The sequence below is a fragment of the Dryocola boscaweniae genome (genome assembly GCF_025215095.1).
Lineage (GTDB): Bacteria > Pseudomonadota > Gammaproteobacteria > Enterobacterales > Enterobacteriaceae > Dryocola > Dryocola boscaweniae.
On the sequence record NZ_JALHAP010000077.1, the window covers coordinates 128,388 to 144,940 of the forward strand.

Below are 16,553 nucleotides of genomic sequence, written 5' to 3' on the forward strand. Positions count from 1 at the left end.
TGCGCTTCTGACTGGGCAAAAATGCTGCTTTTTGACTATAACTGTAAAAGTTTTCACCCCTGATACAGGAGGCAGTTATGGTCTATGTGGTCAGCGATGAAGTCCAGCCTAAGAATGGTGGCCCAAGGATGATTGTTACCGGGTTTTCCAGTGGCATGGTGGAGTGTCGTTGGTATGACGGTTATGGCGTGAAACGCGAGGCCTTCCGCGAGGATGACCTGGCACCCACGGCTACGAGGGCGCAGCAGCAAGGATAAACGCAGAAATACCCGGTGATCACCGGGTATTTTTTATGCCACGTTTGCGGCTGCAAGGAGAAGCGGTGGGGTAAGACGAAGCTTTAAGTGCGGATTCTGACGGCAGGCCTGCGGCGTTATGCCGTAATACTTCTTAAACAGCGTCGTGAACTGCGACTGGGAGTTAAAGCCAAACTCAACGGCTATATCCAGCACGCGAAGATCTGTTTCACGCAGCCGATATACCGCCTCAGTGAGCTTCCGCTCGCGGATATACCGACCGATCGCAATCCCCGTGGTTGCACGAAAAACGCTTTGCATATACCACACTGAAAACCCGGAGATTAACGCCAGTTCAGGCAACGCGATGCCGCAACCCAAATGATCCTCTATCCATTCGCACAGTGAAATGACTAACGCCTGGTGCGAATTCAGTACCGTCATGGCGAAATCCTCGATTTAAAATTACCCTTATGACCATCCTGGGTGCTGGCCTGTGAATTTATGCATAATACCCGCCTTGTGTCCGGGGATAAAATATCAGGGCATTTGTGGAAAAATCAGCGATCAAATTAAGTTGTCGCCAGGGAGCGTTGTGAGTGACGGGAAATGCGATGCAGCGTGTCATTAACCGCTTCAAAAGACCTCAGAGGGTGGTTAACTTCTGCTTTATCATTGTCTTTATTTTCTCCACAAAAACAGGTTTGCGCGGGCAATTAAGGCGGGGCTACTCAGCAGGAATAAAATGATCCAGCCCTTCTTTCCAGCCTTCCGGCCCATAGCTAAGGCTGTGATAGACGCGCTCAGGATTATCGTTGCGTAAAATCACGGGCTTACGGCTGTAGCCTTTTACCACCACGGCGTAATCAACGTTATCCAGTAGCTGGGCGTCGTTCGGGCCGTCGCCCAGGCCTATCGTGATATAGGTTTTTCCGTCGTTTTGCCGGTATTGCTCATAAAGCCAGCGCAGCGCCTGGCCCTTATCGCTTTGTGCATGCATGATGTGCCAGAAGCGCCCGCCCTGAACCAGCATCAGACCCAGGTCGGCTATCCGTTCCGCAAAAGCGTTGAACATCTCCGGGGTATCCCGCCAGATAAAGGATTCCGACGCTTCTCTAAAACGCGCAAGCGTCGCCTGTTTATGCGTTAGTCCCGTCCATCCGCTCAGCGTGTTTTCATCCACATCCGCAAAGCAGGTGAATTTAAACCCATATTGGCTGCGGAGATCGTTTAGCCAATTCATTAGCTCATCGTGACGAATGCCGGCTATGCGCCGGGGAAAATAATCGCTACTGGACCAGCGTTCATCAAGTTGCACCACCGCGCCATTTTCAGCAATAAACGGCTGCCCGGGGATGCCCAGCTCTTTTTGCCATTCCATTATCTCAGCGGCGCTTTTGCTGCTGCACAGGACCAGGGGGATATGGCGTTGCTTAAACACCCCCAGCCAGCCGCTTGCGGCTTCCCAGCGGTAGGTATTATGATCCAGCAGGGTGCCGTCAAGATCGGAGACGATAAGGAGCGAGTCGTGCAGATATGGCATCGGGGACCCTCGTTAGGATTAATCTCAAATAAATACCGGAGCGATCTCTTCGCTAAATCGGGATCGTTTCCGGAAAGCTAGCGACGCCGGGGAATTATGAAGAAAAAGTGTGGTGAATATGTTGTGTGGTAAATATTCATTTCAAAAATCTATCCTTGTCTTACAAAAATTTTGCAGTAAGGTGGACTGCGACATCAGATTTCCTGATGTAGCGAATTTCAAATGCTTCTTGCATGAATAATGCTTTTACATCCCGGCTCCCCGGCCGGGATGCTTTTTTATCTGTTCACTTCACTGACGCTGAAATCGTGAATATCCAGTTCAAACGCTTCCGCAAGCTCAGTATAGGTATGCCATGTCCGCCCATCGACGCTGACCCGGTGCGGATCTTCCTCGCTATCTGCACGCCTTACTTCACTTTCACTGATTTCGTTGATCGCCGCCAGCAGGGCATCGACGTCGACGTCGCGATGCGCCGTTTCGCTGAACTCTTTTGCGCTCTTCATGCCTTATCCTCCTGCAGGACAACAATCTTAAGTATAGACGGCTTAACTAAATGCTTCCCAAAGGGGCTGAGCGCAATGCGAATGAGTCCTTTTTGATCTACACTGGGCACAAAGAATCTGGAGGCTTTTGTTATGAATATCAACGATCGTGTTACCGTAAAGACCGACGGCGGCCCTCGCCGACCTGGCGTAGTGTTGGCCGTGGAGGAGTTCAGCGAGGGCACCATGTATCTGGTCTCGCTTGAGGATTACCCGCTGGGGATCTGGTTCTTTAACGAGACGGGGCATCCTGACGGGATTTTTGTTGAGCAGCTTGAACGCTAAAGGATGACTTAAGGCCAGGTTTTCGCCCTCATCCCGGCCTTCTCCGCTACTGCTGGAGAACACCGAGGGCGTCTTTGATTTCTGAAATTATTGTTAGTTGTAGGGCAGAAGTAAGCTAAAAATTAACGCAGATTAACAAAAATACCGTTAGTGACATTATCGGTGAGGCGCACCACATGATATATCACCTGCTTATTATGCGTTTTTATTTTCCGCTTAATATTTCCTTTATGAGACGACACGGTTTTGGCCTTGATGTTCATTTGATCGGATATCTGAATGGTACCTTGTCCCGACATCCACATTTTCAGCATGCTCGATTCGGTGCGACTCAATGAAAGGGTGGGTAGATTAATATGTCCAATGCATTGCGCATTTTTTGCTAAATACTCTTCGAGAATTTCGTCTAGCGATTCAGGTTTAATGGATTTAGAACTGATAAGAAGATTATTTCTTACCAGCAAATACTCATCGAAATGAATATTCGCTATGGCCATGAAAACCAGAAACAGCGTGCCGGGATGCTGATTAATGATCTGTTTAATGCGCTGACTGCTTTGCGGGTCGTGAATAAAGCAGTCTTCATTAATAAACACCACGCTGGGTGCCTGGGTCTGACATGCCTGGGCCAGTTCTTCTACGCTTTCAACATCGGTAATTTGTCGTTTTCTTATCCCGCGGCTAGCCAGATAGCCGGTCAACCCCAGTCGGGTATAACTGCATAAGTCCATAATAATCGTTGACATAGCAAACCCTCACTAAGTGTATCATCCGAACAGCTTCGATATCCTTTGGCCACTCTGTCGAGCGTCCCCCATTACGAAACTCCCCCTGCCAGCACTTCCGCACATTTCCTCCCATTCAAGTAAAATGGCAGGGAAAATGCTTTCCAGCCATTGGCTTGAGTTGCAGTTAAATGACGTTATGGAAGTATTTTCAGGCGGGATTACTATCCCGTAAAGTTATGTATAATTTGCCAGGAATGTTCTCAAAGTAAAGTAAATATTGTGAACTGTGAGATAAGTAAAATCTAATATCCCGCAGCGGATATATCCTGGTGGATGTTATTAGAAAAACTTTTTAGGAATAACCTCAGAGAGACTGCGCAAAGAACAGGGTTAATTAGCCGGTATTTCACTCACTATATCCGCCAGTAAATCAAATATTTCACTAAATAAATGTTCAGCGAAAGGCGCGATAAGCGGCATCAATGCGGCCATAACCAACATGCCAATCGAAAGGGTGACCGGAAAACCAATCACAAATACGGAAAGCTGCGGCGCCATACGGTTTAACAAACCCAGCGCGATATTAAGCGTCAGCAGAAGCGTAATTAACGGCAGCGCAAGCATCAGACCATTAAGGAAAATCAGCCCGCCTGCGCGGGTTAGCGCCATAAACACATTGCTGTTAATAGGATCGCCGCCAATCGGCAGCGTATGGAAGGTATCGACCAGCATCGAAATCAACCACAAATGTCCGTTAAAAGTCAGGAACAGCAGCATGGCCAGCATGTCCATAAAGCGCGCCAGCACCGGCATATTCAGGCGGCTTCCGGGGTCGAAGAAGGTAGCGAAAGAAAGGCCCATTTGCAGGCCGATAATCTCGCCTGCGGTACGAATCGCGGCAAAAGCAAACTGCATGGTGAAGCCCAGCATGATGCCGATTAAGATTTGCTGCGCCGCAAGCCAGAAGCCAGCCGCGGAGAAAATCGTCACGTTGCTCATGGGAAGCGAAGGGGCGACAATCCAGGTGATCATCAGCGCAAGGCCAATTTTTACCTTTTTCGAAATAGCCCGCTCGCTGAGAATAGGAGCGGTACTGATAAGCGCCAGGATGCGCAGCAAGGGCCAGAAGCCCATGCTCAGCAAATTCAGCCACTGGTCGCTATCAACGTGAATCATCCAATTATCGTCGGCAAATTGGTAAGCAGCGTGCGCATATAATCAAGCAGCAGATTGAGCATCCACGGGCCGGCCGCAATCATTGTCACAAAGACGGCAAGGATTTTTGGAATGAACGATAAGGTCATCTCGTTAATCTGCGTCGCCGCCTGCAGCATAGAGATAATCAGGCCGGTCACCAGTGCTACCAGCAACAGCGGTGCCGCGAGCGCCAGGGCAACTTTCATCGCCTCGGTGCCCATCATCATGACCGATTCAGGCGTCATCTTTTTACCTTAACTGTAGAAGCTTTGCGCAAGCGAGCCGACCAGCAGTTGCCAGCCGTCAACCAGTACGAAGAGCATGAGCTTAAAGGGCAGGGCAATGGTTGCAGGCGGTACCATCATCATTCCCAGCGCCATCAGTATGCTTGCGACAACCAGGTCGATAATCAGGAAGGGAATAAATACGGTGAAGCCAATCTGGAAGGCCGTTTTCAGCTCGCTGGTCACATACGCCGGCAGCAGAATGCGCATCGGCACTACTTCCGGGCCTTCCATCGCAGGCGTATTAGCCAGACGGGCAAAAAGGGCCAGATCCGCCTCGCGCGTTTGCCGCAGCATAAACTCGCGCAGCGGCTGAGCGCCTTTTTCAATCGCTTCCGGCATCTCAATTTTGTTTTCACTGAACGGCTGATAAGCGTCGGTATAAATCTTGTCGAACACCGGCGACATAATAAAGAAGGTCAGAAATAACGCTAAGCCCAGCAGTACCTGATTCGGCGGAGCGGAAGGCGTGCCGAGCGCGTTTCGCAGCAGGCCGAACACAATAATGATGCGCGTGAAGCTTGTCATCATCAGCAAAATAGCAGGCAGGAAAGTCAGCGAGGTGATAAACACCAGCGTCTGAACCGGCAGCGACCAGCTCTGGCCGCCGTTTGGCATCGGCTGGCTTACCAGGCCCGGTAGCTGCGCCAGCGCCTGCGGCGTAACAAACAGCAGGCTGACCAGAAAACCCATTAACGAGAAGGAGAGAAAACGTTTCATCAGGCTTTCCCGTTACGTTTAAGCAAATTTTTCATCAGGCTCTGGAAATCCACCGGCTCGACAGGTTTGGGATCAACGCTTGCCGGCGCGGGTGGAAGAGTATGTAAATGGGTGATTTGCGTGGCGGTAACGCCCAGCACGAGGCGGGCGTCTTCCACATCCACAACCACGACGCGTTCGCGCGGGCCAAGGCTGCAACCGGCGCTGATCTTAAGCCCTTTTGCGGCGCCGGTTCTGCCGGTCAGGCCGAACCGTTTAGCAAGCCAGGCCGCCAGCAAAATAAACAAAATGATGACCGTTAATGCTCCGCTCACCTGAACTAAAGGCGAGCTGGAATTGACGGCAGGTTGTTGCTGGACGGTGGTCTGGGTTTTCATGCTTAACGGCTCAGGCGACGCATACGTTCCGACGGCGTAATGATATCGGTGATACGCACGCCGTATTTATCGGCCACGACCACGACTTCACCCTGTGCAATCAGATAACCATTGATCAGGATGTCCAGCGGCTCGCCGGCCAGGCCTTCGAGCGCCACCACGGACCCCTGCGACAGGCGCAGCAGCTCTTTGATGGTCATGCGGGTACGGCCCAGCTCCACGGTCAGTTTGACCGGGATATCCATAATCAGGTCAATATCCTGCATTGAACCTGCCACATCGCCGCTTTCCAGCGCGCGGAACACGCTGTCTGCGGTGCTTTTGCTGGAGACTTTCTGTTCGTTTAACGCATCAGCCCACAGATCGTCCACGGAGCCTGCATTGTCGTCGGACGGTTGATTAGTATCACTCATTTGGGCTGTTCCTCATTCAGCGAATTCAGTATCGGGTTGATCAAGTGTTCGACGCGCAAGGCGTACTGGCCGTTTAGCGTGCCGTATTGACTGGTCAGCACCGGTACACCGTCGACATGCGCGAGAATGCGATCCGGCTTGTCGACAGGCAGCACGTCGCCAGGTTTTAGTTTTAGTATTTGTGAAAGCCTGAGCGGGATATCGGCGAAGTTCGCCACCAGTTCCAGCTCAGAATGTTGCACCTGGCGCACCAGAGTATCGCGCCAGCTTTGGTCTTCCTGACGGGAGTTTTCCAGCGGCGGGTTCACCAGCAGCTCGCGCAGCGGCTCAATCATGCTGAACGGCAGGCAAATATTAAATTCGCCGGTCAGGTTGCCGATTTCCACGTGGAACGGCGTATTCACGACGATGTCGTTAGGCGACGTCGTGATATTGGTGAATTTGACCTGCATTTCGGAACGCACATATTCCACATCAAGCGGATAAATGGCTTTCCATGCATCGCTGTAGCCTTCCAGCGCCAGTTTAAGCATGCGGTTAATCACGCGCTGCTCAGTGTGGGTAAACTCACGGCCTTCAACTTTCGTCGGGAAACGGCCGTCGCCGCCAAACAGGTTATCTACCGCAATAAACACAAGGCTTGGCGAAAAGACGAACAGGCCGGTGCCGCGCAGCGGTTTAAGGTGCATCAGGTTGAGGTTGGTCGGCACCGGAAGGTTACGCGCAAACTCATGATAGGGCTGAATACGGATCGCGCCGACGGTGATATCCGGGCTACGACGCAGCAGGTTAAACAGCCCCATACGGAACTGACGAGCAAAACGTTCGTTAATAATTTCCAGCGCCTGCAGGCGTTCACGCACCACGCGGCGCTGGGTATTAGGATCGTAGGGACGAATGTCGGTTTCACTCGCCGCCCCGGCTTTCGGCTCTTCGCTGCTATCGGCGTCGCCGTTTAACAGCGCGTCGATTTCGGCCTGTGAAAGAATACTGTCGCCCATGATCTACCGCAAAATAAAGGCGGTATACAGCACGTCGCTGACTACCTGTTGGGGTTGACCGGCAACCAACGGCGGCGCCAGCGTATTTTTAATCGCTTCTACCAGTTTCTGCTTGCCTTCATCGGTGGCAAGGGCTGTGGCATCCTGGCGGGAAAACAGCAGCAGCAAACGGCTGCGTACTTCCGGCAGGAACTCGCTCAGGCGCTGGCGAGTCGCATCGTCCTTCAGGCGCAGCGTCACGCCGACATACAGCACGCGATCCGCATCGCCGAGATTAACGGTAAAGGTATCAAGCGCAAAAAAGACCGGGGCGGGCGGCGGCTCTGGTTTGTCAGCTTGAGCTGTGGCCGGTTGCTGCTGCATCCGCCAGTAGCTATAACCGGCGGTAGCGCACGCGGCGAGTGTAATCAGGACCAGTAACGGCATCCAGATGGAGCGCTTGCGGCCTTTGGTCTGAGCGAAGTCAGTCATATCACGCTTTATTCCTGTATCGGTACTGCTTTATGGTGCGATTATCCCGTGTCGCCCGGCCATCAAAGCCTGGAAAACACGGGATATTTGTTGTTACCTCTGCCGTTTACACCTTGTTGCAATTATCAGGCGAAAATGTCCACGGCGTTATTACCCGAGGCAAGACGCTGCACGCTTGCAGGAACGGCGAGAGATTCAGCCTCGCCGCCCAGAGAAGGGAAGGCGCCCGCGGAGCGTTGTGATTGCTGTTGCTGCTGGCCGGACTGCTGCTGTTGCTGAGCAAAACTTTCGCTGCTGATATTGCTCTGGCCGAGCTGAATCCCGCTTTCCGCAAGGGCCGTGCGTAACGCGGGCAGCGTCGCTTCCAGCGCGGCGCGCACGTGGCTGTGCGGAGAGGTCATCTGCAGTTGGGCCTGATTATCGTCAAGCTTGAGGCTTATCTGGATTTGACCTAAGTCTTCCGGATGCAGGCGCAGCTCAGCGCTTTGCTGACCCTGGCGGGTGAACAAGGTCACGTGCTGGCTTACCGCCTGTTGCCATTCCTGGCTTCCCAGTTGGGCGCTGATCTGCGGCGCAACCGGCGTTGCGATATGCGTGCTTACCGGCGTGCTGACCGTTGCGCTGCTGATGGTCGGCATGCTAAGCGTCGGCGTAGTGTTATTGCTGATAGCGTTATCGCGGCTGTCTTTATCAACGGCGACGACCGGCAACGCATTGTCATTAGCCGCCAGTTGAGTCTGACCGGCTGCCTGCCCAACGGATTTCGCGGCAAAGGTTGTGTCGGCCGGCTGGGTTTTGCCCGCAGCGTTCAGGCGGTCATCGGCGCGGCCCTGCGTGGTTTTTTGCTGCATGCCGCTGCCCGTCAGCAGTGCGCTCAAAGATGCGGTTTCGTCAGTCTCCGGGCTGGTCGCCGTGGTCAATGTTGCAGCAGGCGTTGCGGTATTGGGCTGCGGCAGCATGGCGAAGAGCGCGCTTAGCGCCTGCATATCTGCGCTACTCAGATCGTGCGCGGCCTCTTTTCCCGTGTCTGTTTGCGCCGTCTTATCCTGTTCTGTGGCTTTACCCACGTTTGCCAGCAGGGCCGAAAGCGCTTCCGGCTTGTCCAGATTCAGCTCGTTGAGCAGGGCTGCGAGAGGTGTTTTGCCAGCCGCTTCGTCCTGCGCGCTGATATTCTTGCCTGCGACTTTGTTCAGCGCGGCGCTGAGCGAAAGCGTTTTGCCGTCCGCAAGCGTGACCTGGCCCGGTAACGCCTTGCTGAACAAATTCAGAAAATCGTCACTCAGTCCTTTTTCGCCCACGCCGGATGCGGCGGCGCTCAGGCCGCTATCGATATCGGAAGTGGTGTTTACCAGGGGCAATGTGATCATTCGCCTTTCCTCAGTGTCGCCCGCTGGGCGTATTCATCCATCTGTTTCTGATCGAGTCGGTTTTCAGCAAGCAACGTCTCGGCGGCTTTGCGCTCGCGCAGGGTTTGCCAGGCCTGTAACCTTTTCTGCTTCTCCTGCCAGAAATTCAGCGCCTGATTGACTTTGTTGGTCCAGGCGTTGAGCTGCTGGCGGTGCTGATCTATGGCTTTTTCGAGCGTCTGGATAAACTGCTGATAGTTTTGCCAGCGCGTGCTCGCAATGCCCTGGCTCATGCTGTCGTTCAGGTTAGTGCTGTACTCAAACTGATAGTTAATCAGCATGTTGAGCTGCTCTTCCGCCTGTTGAAATCCTTTACGCATTTCACCCAAACGTACCGCCGCGTTTTCCACCTCTTTCTCGGCGAGATCGTGCAAAGTGTCCAGTGCTGTGCTTTGGCTCATGGTTACCTCTCATTAAGCCGTCGGGAAGATAAGCTCCAGTGCCGCGCAGGCATCTTCCCAGCCGCTGCGTTCAAAAATGCCTTGTTGCAAAAAGGCTTCCAGATGCGGCCAGAGCACGATGGCTTTGTCGAGCATCGGGTCGCTGCCTTTGGCATAGGCGCCCACGCTTACCAGATCGCGGTTACGCTGGAAACTGGATAACAACTGTTTGAAATTGCGCACTCGCGCATAGTGCCCATCGGTTATCAGCGAGGTCATGGCACGGCTAATCGAAGCTTCAATATCAATTGCCGGATAATGCCCCGCCTCGGCGAGACGACGCGAAAGAACAATGTGCCCGTCAAGAATGGCGCGCGCGGAATCCGCGATAGGATCCTGCTGGTCATCCCCTTCGGTCAGTACGGTATAAAATGCGGTGATCGACCCCCCGCCGTGAATGCCGTTACCGGCACGTTCCACCAGCGCCGGAAGCTTGGCGAAGACGGAAGGCGGATAGCCTTTGGTTGCCGGCGGCTCACCGATCGCCAGAGCGATTTCACGCTGCGCCATGGCGTAGCGGGTGAGGGAGTCCATAATCAGCAATACATGCTGACCACGATCCCGGAAGTCCTCGGCGATGCGCGTGGCGTAAGCCGCGCCCTGCATACGCAGCAGCGGAGAAACATCCGCAGGTGCCGCAATCACCACCGAACGTGCGCGGCCTTCGGCGCCGAGAATGTTCTCGATAAAATCTTTTACTTCGCGGCCACGCTCGCCAATCAGGCCGACGACAATGACGTCGGCCTGGGTGTAACGGGCCATCATGCCCAACAGTACGCTTTTACCGACGCCGGAACCGGCGAACAGCCCCATACGCTGTCCGCGTCCAACGGTCAGCAGCGCGTTGATTGGTCGCACGCCAACGTCCAGCACATTTTCGATGGCGGTACGCTGTAACGGGTTAAAGGGAGCCGCGCCCAGCGCGCCGTAGGTGGTGGTTTCCGGAGCGGGCAGGCTGTCCAGAGGGCGACCGCTGCCATCCAGCACGCGGCCAAGCAGGGCCGGGCCGAGCGGCAACTGTTTACCGCTGTGCAATCCATCCTCGCTTGAGGAACGCGCGTAAACGCGTGCGCCAGGCAAAATACCTTCCACTTCTTCAAGCGGCATCAGAAACAGTTTCTGGCCGTTAAAGCCGACGACTTCGGCTTCCACTTCACGGCTGTGCTGCTCGATGATGCAGGTTGCGCCGAGGGGAAGCTGTAAACCTGTCGCTTCCAGCACCAGGCCCGTTGCGCGAGTCAGGCGGCCGTAGCGGCGCACGGCAGGCAGTTTCGCCATGCGCTCTTCAAAACTGTCCAACGAGTTAAGCCAACGCGTTAGCCGGGCGGTCATCACAGAACTCCAGGTGCGGCGAGGCGGCAAAGTTCCTGCCAGCGCGTTGCGACGCTTGCGTCAAGGTCGCCCTCATCGGCGGAGACTTTACAGCCGCCCTGATGCAGGCTCGGATCGCCGCGCAAACGCCAGCCATGCAGGCTTAACGTCGCGCCCAGCATCTCTTCCACGCGCTGCAAATCGTCAGGATGGACGCGCAGTTGCGGCTTGCCGCTAAATAAAGGCTCCTGCTGCAGCAACCCCTGAATTTGTTTAATCAACGCTGAGTTATCAATGCCCTGCGTATGGCCGATAACCTGGCGTGCGGCCTCAAGCGCCATTTGCATCAGGCGCGAGGCGATAACGCTGTCGAGCGCATCAAGGGTGTGCTGAAACTCGCTGACCAACTGCTGCATACGGGCGTGAACGGGAGCCTGCTGCTGTTTGGCCTCATTGATGCCCTGCTCAATCCCTTGCTGGAAACCGGCTTTGCGGCCTTCTTCAAGCCCTGCTGTGTGGCCTGCGGCGTAACCGTCTTTATGACCCTGCTCATGCGCCTGCATCTGCATCATCGCCAGGGTTTGCTGCAAATCCGGCTCGCGTTCCGCCCGCGGCTCTTCTGATGAAATCTCCTGCGGCATCAGGCTTTCAAACACCGGGCTGGACGCGGGCATCAGATCGTCCGGCGTCCAGATTTTCCAGGGCAGCGAATTAGACATAGGTGTCCTCGCTGGTGCCAATTACCATCTCGCCGGTTTCGGCCAGACGACGAACGATAAGCAGGATGGCTTTCTGTTCGTTCTCCACCTGAGACAGACGAACCGGGCCACGGTTGGAGAGGTCGTCGCGCAGGATGTCCGCTGCACGCTGCGACATATTGCGCAGGAACTTCTCGCGCAGCGGCTGTTCGGCGCCTTTGAGGGCGACCAGCAGCGATTCGGATTCCACTTCCTGCAGCAGGCGCTGAATGCTGCGATCGTCCACTTCGACCAGGTTTTCGAACAGGAACATCTCGTCGATAATTTTCTGCGCCAGCTCGCCGTCGAAGTCGCGAACCGCGGTAATAACCGCTTCTTCCTGCTGCGTTTTCATCAGGTTGATGATTTCCGCAGCCGTTCTTACGCCGCCCATTTTGCTGCGCTTGAGGTTCTGGCCGTCGAGCAGGTTGTTGAGCACTTCGGTCAGCTCTGCAAGCGCCGCTGGCTGTACGCCGCCAAACGTTGCGATACGCAGCATGACGTCGTGGCGCAGACGCTCGTCGAACAGCGCCAGAATGTCGGCTGCCTGCGCGCGTTTGAGGTGCACAAGAATAGTGGCGATGATCTGCGGGTGCTCGTCGCGAATAAGGTCCGCCGCGCTCTGCGGTTCCATAAAGTTGAGCGTTTCCATACCCGATGTGGTTTCGCGCGTTTCGAGAATGTCTTCCAGCAGGCTTGAAGCACGCTCTTCGCCCAGCGCTTTGACCAGCACCGAACGCAGGTAATCGTTGGCGTTGATGCTAAGGGCTGCGAACTGTTCCGCTTCCTGTTCAAACTCGGCCAGCACGTCGGTCAACTGTTTGTTGGAAATCTGGCGGATGTTCGCCATCGCCGCGCTCACGTGCTGCACTTCCCGTGGGCTGAGGTGCTTGAATACTTCAGCCGCGCGGTCTTCGCCAATAGTCATTAACAGAATGGCGCTCTTTTCTGTTCCGGTAATACTCATATTTCGGTACTCATCCATTGGCGAATAACCAGCGCAACGACGCGCGGATCGTTATCAGACATATCGCGGATACGCTGGCTCATCACTTCGGCGCTCAGGCGCTGGTTAGCTTTACGCTGCTGCTGCTGTTCGTCTTTGCTCAGGCGAACGGAGACGGCTTCATCTTCTTCTTCGCGCTGTTTCAGCGCTTCAGTTTGCGCTTTCTGAACTTCAGCTTTGCGCTGCAATTGTGGACGGATGGCTTTGCGCCACAGCAGCCAGGCAACAAGCAGCACCAGTAACCAACGGCCCGCGGAGAGCAATAGATCGAAGAACGATTGCTGTTGCCAGAACGGCAGCTCGCCGCTGGTTTCTTCGCTTGCGGTAAACGGCGAGTTCACCACGTTGAGCGTATCGCCACGCTTCTCTGAGTAACCCATCGCTTCGCGCGTCAGGTCTTCGATTTGCTTGAGCTGATCGTTGGTCAACGGCAATGGCTTGCCGTCGGCAAGCTGACGGTAATTCACCACCACGGCAACGGACAGACGCTGGACGTCGCCCACGTTGAGTTTGGTATGACGAATGGTGCGGTCTACTTCGTAGTTGGTCGTCTCGTCGCGCTGGGTGTTGCTGGAGCCTGTCTGCGCGGAGGTCGAAGCAGACTGGGCCTGTCCGGCGTTAGCCTGGTTAGGCTGCGCAGGGGTGGTAATCGGCGCGTTGTTTGGCGGCGCAGGTTGGTTAGACAGCGCGCCCGGCACGCCGCCTGGGTTGCGGCCATTGACCTGCTCGCTCTGATTTAACTGGCGTGAACGAATCGCGGTCTGCGACGGATCGGCATTCGGGCGATACTGCTCTTCGGTTTGTTCTTTATTAGCGAAATCGATCTGCGCGGTAACCTGGGCGTGAACGTTGCCGGTGCCAACGATAGGGCCAAGGATGGATTCGATACGGCGCTGGTAACGGCTTTCCACGTCCGCAGAGTATTTAAGCTGGGCGTCATTCAAATCGCGTCCGGCGGTATTGGACTGCGTCAGTAAATGTCCGCCCTGATCCACAAGCGTCACGTTGCCCGGCGGCAGACCCGCTACGGCGCTGGAAACCATGTGCACGATGGCGCTTACCTGTCCTTCGTCAATCGCACGACCAGGCTGCAGGTTCAGCGTGACGGAGGCAGAAGGGGATTTTTGCTCGCGGACAAACAAAGAAGGTTTAGGCATCGCGAGGTGCACACGCGCGCTTTTTACCGGGCCGAGCGTTTCGATGGTGCGGGCAAGCTCGCCTTCCAGCGCGCGCTGATAGTTAACCTGCTCGCTAAACTGGCTGATACCAAACTTCTCTTTATCCAGCAGCTCAAAGCCCACGGCGCCGCCTTTAGGCAGCCCCTGTTGAGCCAGGCGCAGACGCAGGTCATAAACTTTATCGGCGGGGACTTCTATCGCGCTGCCGTTATCGGAATAGCGATAGGGAATGTTCATTTGGGTCAGTTGGGTGACGATAGCGCCCCCGTCCTGATCGGCCAGGTTGCTGTACAACACTTTATAGTCAGGCTGTTTAGCCCATAAAGCTAAGGCCACAATAATGGCTATAGCCGCAGCGCCCGCGACGATTAAAGGAATTTTAGGGTTTGCGCGAAGGCGGGAGAGCCATTCCTGAGCTTTGTTTGGCGATGTTTGTGCCTGGGCCGCGGCTGCAGTCATTGCGCACCTCGCGGCTTAGCATGGAGAGAATAATTCGTATAAACAGTGAACAAAACGAGCTCCCGGGTCGACAAACACGACAAAAGTTCCAGATAGATGGCGCAGTCATTATTTTCTTTTCGAGAATTTTCGATGGCTGAATTAGCTCTATTTTTTGCACCTATTTAACGCCTTTATCCTATTGACAAGGTGATAATCTTGCCGCGTTCAATAAAACTGGGGCAGTAAAATGGCAATTCAGGGGATTGAAGGGGTTATTCAGCAGCTACAGGCTACCGCGCTGTCTGCGGGTAACCAGGTGCAAAACAGCGACCCAAAAGTGAGCTTTGCGGGCGAACTGCAGGCGGCGTTAGGGCGCATCAGCGATACGCAAACCGCAGCGCGTACGCAGGCGGAAAAATTTGCGCTCGGCACGCCGGGCGTGGCGCTAAATGATGTGATGGTCGATCTGCAAAAATCATCTGTTTCATTGCAGATGGGAATTCAGGTGCGTAACAAGCTGGTTTCCGCGTATTCCGAAGTGATGAATATGCAGGTGTAGGCCCGCAGGTTTTAGCTGCAGAAAAAAGATGAGGGGTTTCCCCCTCACCGTTTAGCGCTGAATTAAATAGCGAATCGTCGGGCCATCCTGCTGAATGTCCAGCACGGTATAACCGTGGTTTTTGGCATCCAGCGGAATGTTGTTAATTGACTGCGGGCAGTCGCTGACGACTTCAAGAATCTGCCCCTTCTTTAATTGCGGCATGGCTTCAAGTGTTGCAACCGCCGGATAAGGGCAGGGCTCGCCGACCATATCCAGACGGAAATCCGGCACGATATTCTGACTCATACATTTTCCTCAATGGCCTGACTGGCGGCGATATTCTTGCGTCTGAAGAAGTGCTTCTCCCAGCCGACTATCAGCGCGAAGGCGGCAAACAGCATCAAATAAGTGACCAGCAATCCTCCCAGCGGACCGAAGGTAGTTAACAGGTTAACTTTATCCCAACTGGTGGCGAGAGCAGGGGAGAGGTCGTCCCAGTAATAAGCAAGAAGGGTGGAGCCGATAACGTTGCCCAGCCCAACCCACCAGTAGTGCACCTGGCCTTCAACGGCGCGGTACATCCAGCCGGTTTCGCAGCCGCCCGCTAATACAATGCCAAAGCCGAACAGCAGGCCGCCCAGCACCGCATTCGGGCCCGCCCACATGATTTTTGCCTCAACGCCGAGCTGCACGTAACTGAAGATGCCGATGGCGCTCACCGCCATGCCAAGGATGATTGCCTTTGCCATGTGCGTGCGGCCGGTTATCCACATATCGCGAAACGCCGAGGTAAAGCAGATTTGCGCGCGTTCAATCAACAGGCCAAAGCCAACGCCAAATAGCATCGCCAGCCCCAGCTTCGGTTGGTTCATGGCGGTTAATGCGCCCCAGCCCACCATGCCGATAAACACCAGCATGCCGATGCGGAAACGGCGTTTTGCCTGCGCGGGTTTTTGCGTTAATGGCGAGGCGGCAGAGACTTTTTGCAGCTTAACGGGAATGCGGAACATCGGCAGCAGCGTGAAACGTGCGCCGAACCATGAACCCAACGCTGTCGCCAGGGCGAAGAACCAGGCATGGAGCGAGAACTGAGGGATGCCGGTAAAGAATGCCGCCAGGTTGCAGCCCATCGCCAGACGTGCGCCGAATCCGGCGATAATTCCGCCGGCAACCGCCTGAATAATACGGATGCGGTGCTGCGGCATGCGCAGCTTAACGTTATTGGCCCAAAGCGCTGCGGCAAAGCAGCCGCCGAACATGCCGATAATCATCATGCCGTCGATGCGCGTCAGCGGGCTGCCCTCCAGATGAATAAGCCGAAAATAGCCCCACTCTTCGGCATGCACGCCCATAAGCTGCAAAAGCTGTCCGCCCCAGCGGGTAAACTCCCCCGTCACGGCCCAAAAGGTGCCGGTAATGCCGAAATAGTAGGTAGAAAGGATACCGGCTGCGATAACCGCAGGCATCGGCGCCCAGAATTTGATCAGATATTGCTGTTTGAATTGTTGCCAGGACATGTGCCGCCTCTGAACTCAGAAGGTGGTGAAAGGAGGCGCGTATTAAATCATTTTTTCTTGCCCTCCCAAACGACTGTGCCAGCACATTATAAAAACTTCATTCTTTTATGATCTTTATCAAACGCGCCGCCTCCGGGTTTAGTCATTAAGGCGTCCGTCAGGCAGCCGTGATGTTT

General features: G+C 54.7%; 22 protein-coding genes. 3 read left to right on the forward strand and 19 right to left on the reverse strand.

Going from position 1 to position 16,553, the window contains the following annotated elements; all coding sequences use genetic code 11:
* Nucleotides 1–77: 77 nt before the first annotated feature.
* Nucleotides 78–257 (forward strand): YodC family protein, encoded by a 180-nt coding sequence (locus MUA00_RS10190; protein WP_271123016.1) that lies wholly within the window; start codon nt 78–80, stop codon nt 255–257.
* Between the two features lie 33 nt (nt 258–290).
* On the opposite strand, the gene MUA00_RS10195 is transcribed toward MUA00_RS10190, so the two are convergent.
* The 3 genes from MUA00_RS10195 to yodD all read right to left on the reverse strand — a co-directional run bounded on the left by MUA00_RS10195 (nt 291) and on the right by yodD (nt 2,285).
* Nucleotides 291–680: a helix-turn-helix domain-containing protein gene (locus MUA00_RS10195; RefSeq protein WP_271123015.1), complete on the reverse strand. Its 390-nt coding sequence runs from the start codon at nt 678–680 to the stop codon at nt 291–293.
* Between the two features lie 283 nt (nt 681–963).
* A complete protein-coding gene (locus tag MUA00_RS10200; protein WP_271123014.1) occupies nt 964–1,779 on the reverse strand; it encodes a mannosyl-3-phosphoglycerate phosphatase-related protein in 816 nt (271 codons plus the stop codon).
* 278 nt (nt 1,780–2,057) lie between these two features.
* Entirely contained in the window at nt 2,058–2,285 is a 228-nt protein-coding gene (gene yodD, locus MUA00_RS10205; protein WP_271123013.1) for a YodD family peroxide/acid resistance protein, read from the reverse strand.
* Nucleotides 2,286–2,417: 132 nt separating this feature from the next.
* On the opposite strand from yodD, the gene dsrB reads away from it, so the two are divergent.
* Complete coding sequence (gene dsrB / locus MUA00_RS10210) at nt 2,418–2,609, forward strand: protein DsrB (protein ID WP_271123012.1); 192 nt, start codon at nt 2,418–2,420, stop codon at nt 2,607–2,609.
* Nucleotides 2,610–2,731: 122 nt separating this feature from the next.
* Here the strand turns inward: dsrB and rcsA are convergent, their stop codons facing one another.
* From rcsA to fliF, 14 genes are all read right to left on the reverse strand, one after another.
* Nucleotides 2,732–3,355, reverse strand: a complete 624-nt coding sequence (rcsA, locus tag MUA00_RS10215) for a transcriptional regulator RcsA (protein ID WP_271123011.1) — start codon at nt 3,353–3,355, stop codon at nt 2,732–2,734.
* 372 nt (nt 3,356–3,727) lie between these two features.
* Nucleotides 3,728–4,513: a flagellar biosynthetic protein FliR gene (gene fliR / locus MUA00_RS10220; protein WP_271123010.1), complete on the reverse strand. Its 786-nt coding sequence runs from the start codon at nt 4,511–4,513 to the stop codon at nt 3,728–3,730.
* On the reverse strand, nt 4,510–4,779 hold the full coding sequence (gene fliQ / locus MUA00_RS10225) for a flagellar biosynthesis protein FliQ (protein ID WP_271123009.1): 270 nt from the start codon (nt 4,777–4,779) through the stop codon (nt 4,510–4,512). Before fliQ ends, fliR begins: the two co-directional genes overlap by 4 nt.
* Before the next feature lie 9 nt (nt 4,780–4,788).
* Nucleotides 4,789–5,538, reverse strand: a complete 750-nt coding sequence (fliP, locus tag MUA00_RS10230) for a flagellar type III secretion system pore protein FliP (RefSeq protein WP_271123008.1) — start codon at nt 5,536–5,538, stop codon at nt 4,789–4,791.
* Nucleotides 5,538–5,915: a flagellar biosynthetic protein FliO gene (fliO, locus tag MUA00_RS10235; protein ID WP_271123007.1), complete on the reverse strand. Its 378-nt coding sequence runs from the start codon at nt 5,913–5,915 to the stop codon at nt 5,538–5,540. Before fliO ends, fliP begins: the two co-directional genes overlap by 1 nt.
* A 2-nt stretch (nt 5,916–5,917) precedes the next feature.
* The gene (gene fliN / locus MUA00_RS10240) at nt 5,918–6,328 is read right to left on the reverse strand and encodes a flagellar motor switch protein FliN (protein WP_271123006.1); all 411 of its coding nucleotides are present in this window, start codon (nt 6,326–6,328) and stop codon (nt 5,918–5,920) included.
* A complete protein-coding gene (fliM, locus tag MUA00_RS10245; protein ID WP_271123005.1) occupies nt 6,325–7,329 on the reverse strand; it encodes a flagellar motor switch protein FliM in 1,005 nt (334 codons plus the stop codon). The genes fliN and fliM overlap by 4 nt, the downstream gene beginning before the upstream one ends.
* 3 nt (nt 7,330–7,332) lie before the next feature.
* Nucleotides 7,333–7,800, reverse strand: a complete 468-nt coding sequence (fliL, locus tag MUA00_RS10250) for a flagellar basal body-associated protein FliL (RefSeq protein ID WP_271123004.1) — start codon at nt 7,798–7,800, stop codon at nt 7,333–7,335.
* 125 nt (nt 7,801–7,925) lie between these two features.
* A complete protein-coding gene (locus tag MUA00_RS10255) occupies nt 7,926–9,167 on the reverse strand; it encodes a flagellar hook-length control protein FliK (protein ID WP_271123003.1) in 1,242 nt (413 codons plus the stop codon).
* Nucleotides 9,164–9,607 carry a flagellar export protein FliJ gene (gene fliJ / locus MUA00_RS10260; RefSeq protein WP_271123002.1) on the reverse strand — a complete coding sequence of 148 codons (444 nt, stop codon included), beginning with the start codon at nt 9,605–9,607 and terminating at the stop codon, nt 9,164–9,166. The genes MUA00_RS10255 and fliJ overlap by 4 nt, the downstream gene beginning before the upstream one ends.
* Before the next feature lie 12 nt (nt 9,608–9,619).
* A complete protein-coding gene (fliI, locus tag MUA00_RS10265; RefSeq protein ID WP_271123001.1) occupies nt 9,620–10,978 on the reverse strand; it encodes a flagellar protein export ATPase FliI in 1,359 nt (452 codons plus the stop codon).
* Nucleotides 10,978–11,676 carry a flagellar assembly protein FliH gene (fliH, locus tag MUA00_RS10270; RefSeq protein ID WP_271123000.1) on the reverse strand — a complete coding sequence of 233 codons (699 nt, stop codon included), beginning with the start codon at nt 11,674–11,676 and terminating at the stop codon, nt 10,978–10,980. Before fliH ends, fliI begins: the two co-directional genes overlap by 1 nt.
* Nucleotides 11,669–12,661, reverse strand: a complete 993-nt coding sequence (gene fliG / locus MUA00_RS10275; protein WP_271122999.1) for a flagellar motor switch protein FliG — start codon at nt 12,659–12,661, stop codon at nt 11,669–11,671. Before fliG ends, fliH begins: the two co-directional genes overlap by 8 nt.
* Nucleotides 12,658–14,337 (reverse strand): flagellar basal-body MS-ring/collar protein FliF, encoded by a 1,680-nt coding sequence (gene fliF / locus MUA00_RS10280; protein ID WP_271122998.1) that lies wholly within the window; start codon nt 14,335–14,337, stop codon nt 12,658–12,660. The genes fliG and fliF overlap by 4 nt, the downstream gene beginning before the upstream one ends.
* Nucleotides 14,338–14,566: 229 nt before the next feature.
* On the opposite strand from fliF, the gene fliE reads away from it, so the two are divergent.
* Nucleotides 14,567–14,878: a flagellar hook-basal body complex protein FliE gene (gene fliE / locus MUA00_RS10285; RefSeq protein WP_271122997.1), complete on the forward strand. Its 312-nt coding sequence runs from the start codon at nt 14,567–14,569 to the stop codon at nt 14,876–14,878.
* Nucleotides 14,879–14,929: 51 nt separating this feature from the next.
* On the opposite strand, the gene yedF is transcribed toward fliE, so the two are convergent.
* Nucleotides 14,930–15,166 carry a sulfurtransferase-like selenium metabolism protein YedF gene (yedF, locus tag MUA00_RS10290; RefSeq protein ID WP_271122996.1) on the reverse strand — a complete coding sequence of 79 codons (237 nt, stop codon included), beginning with the start codon at nt 15,164–15,166 and terminating at the stop codon, nt 14,930–14,932.
* Nucleotides 15,163–16,377 (reverse strand): selenium metabolism membrane protein YedE/FdhT, encoded by a 1,215-nt coding sequence (gene yedE, locus MUA00_RS10295; protein WP_271122995.1) that lies wholly within the window; start codon nt 16,375–16,377, stop codon nt 15,163–15,165. Before yedE ends, yedF begins: the two co-directional genes overlap by 4 nt.
* Between the last annotated feature and the right edge of the window lie 176 nt (nt 16,378–16,553).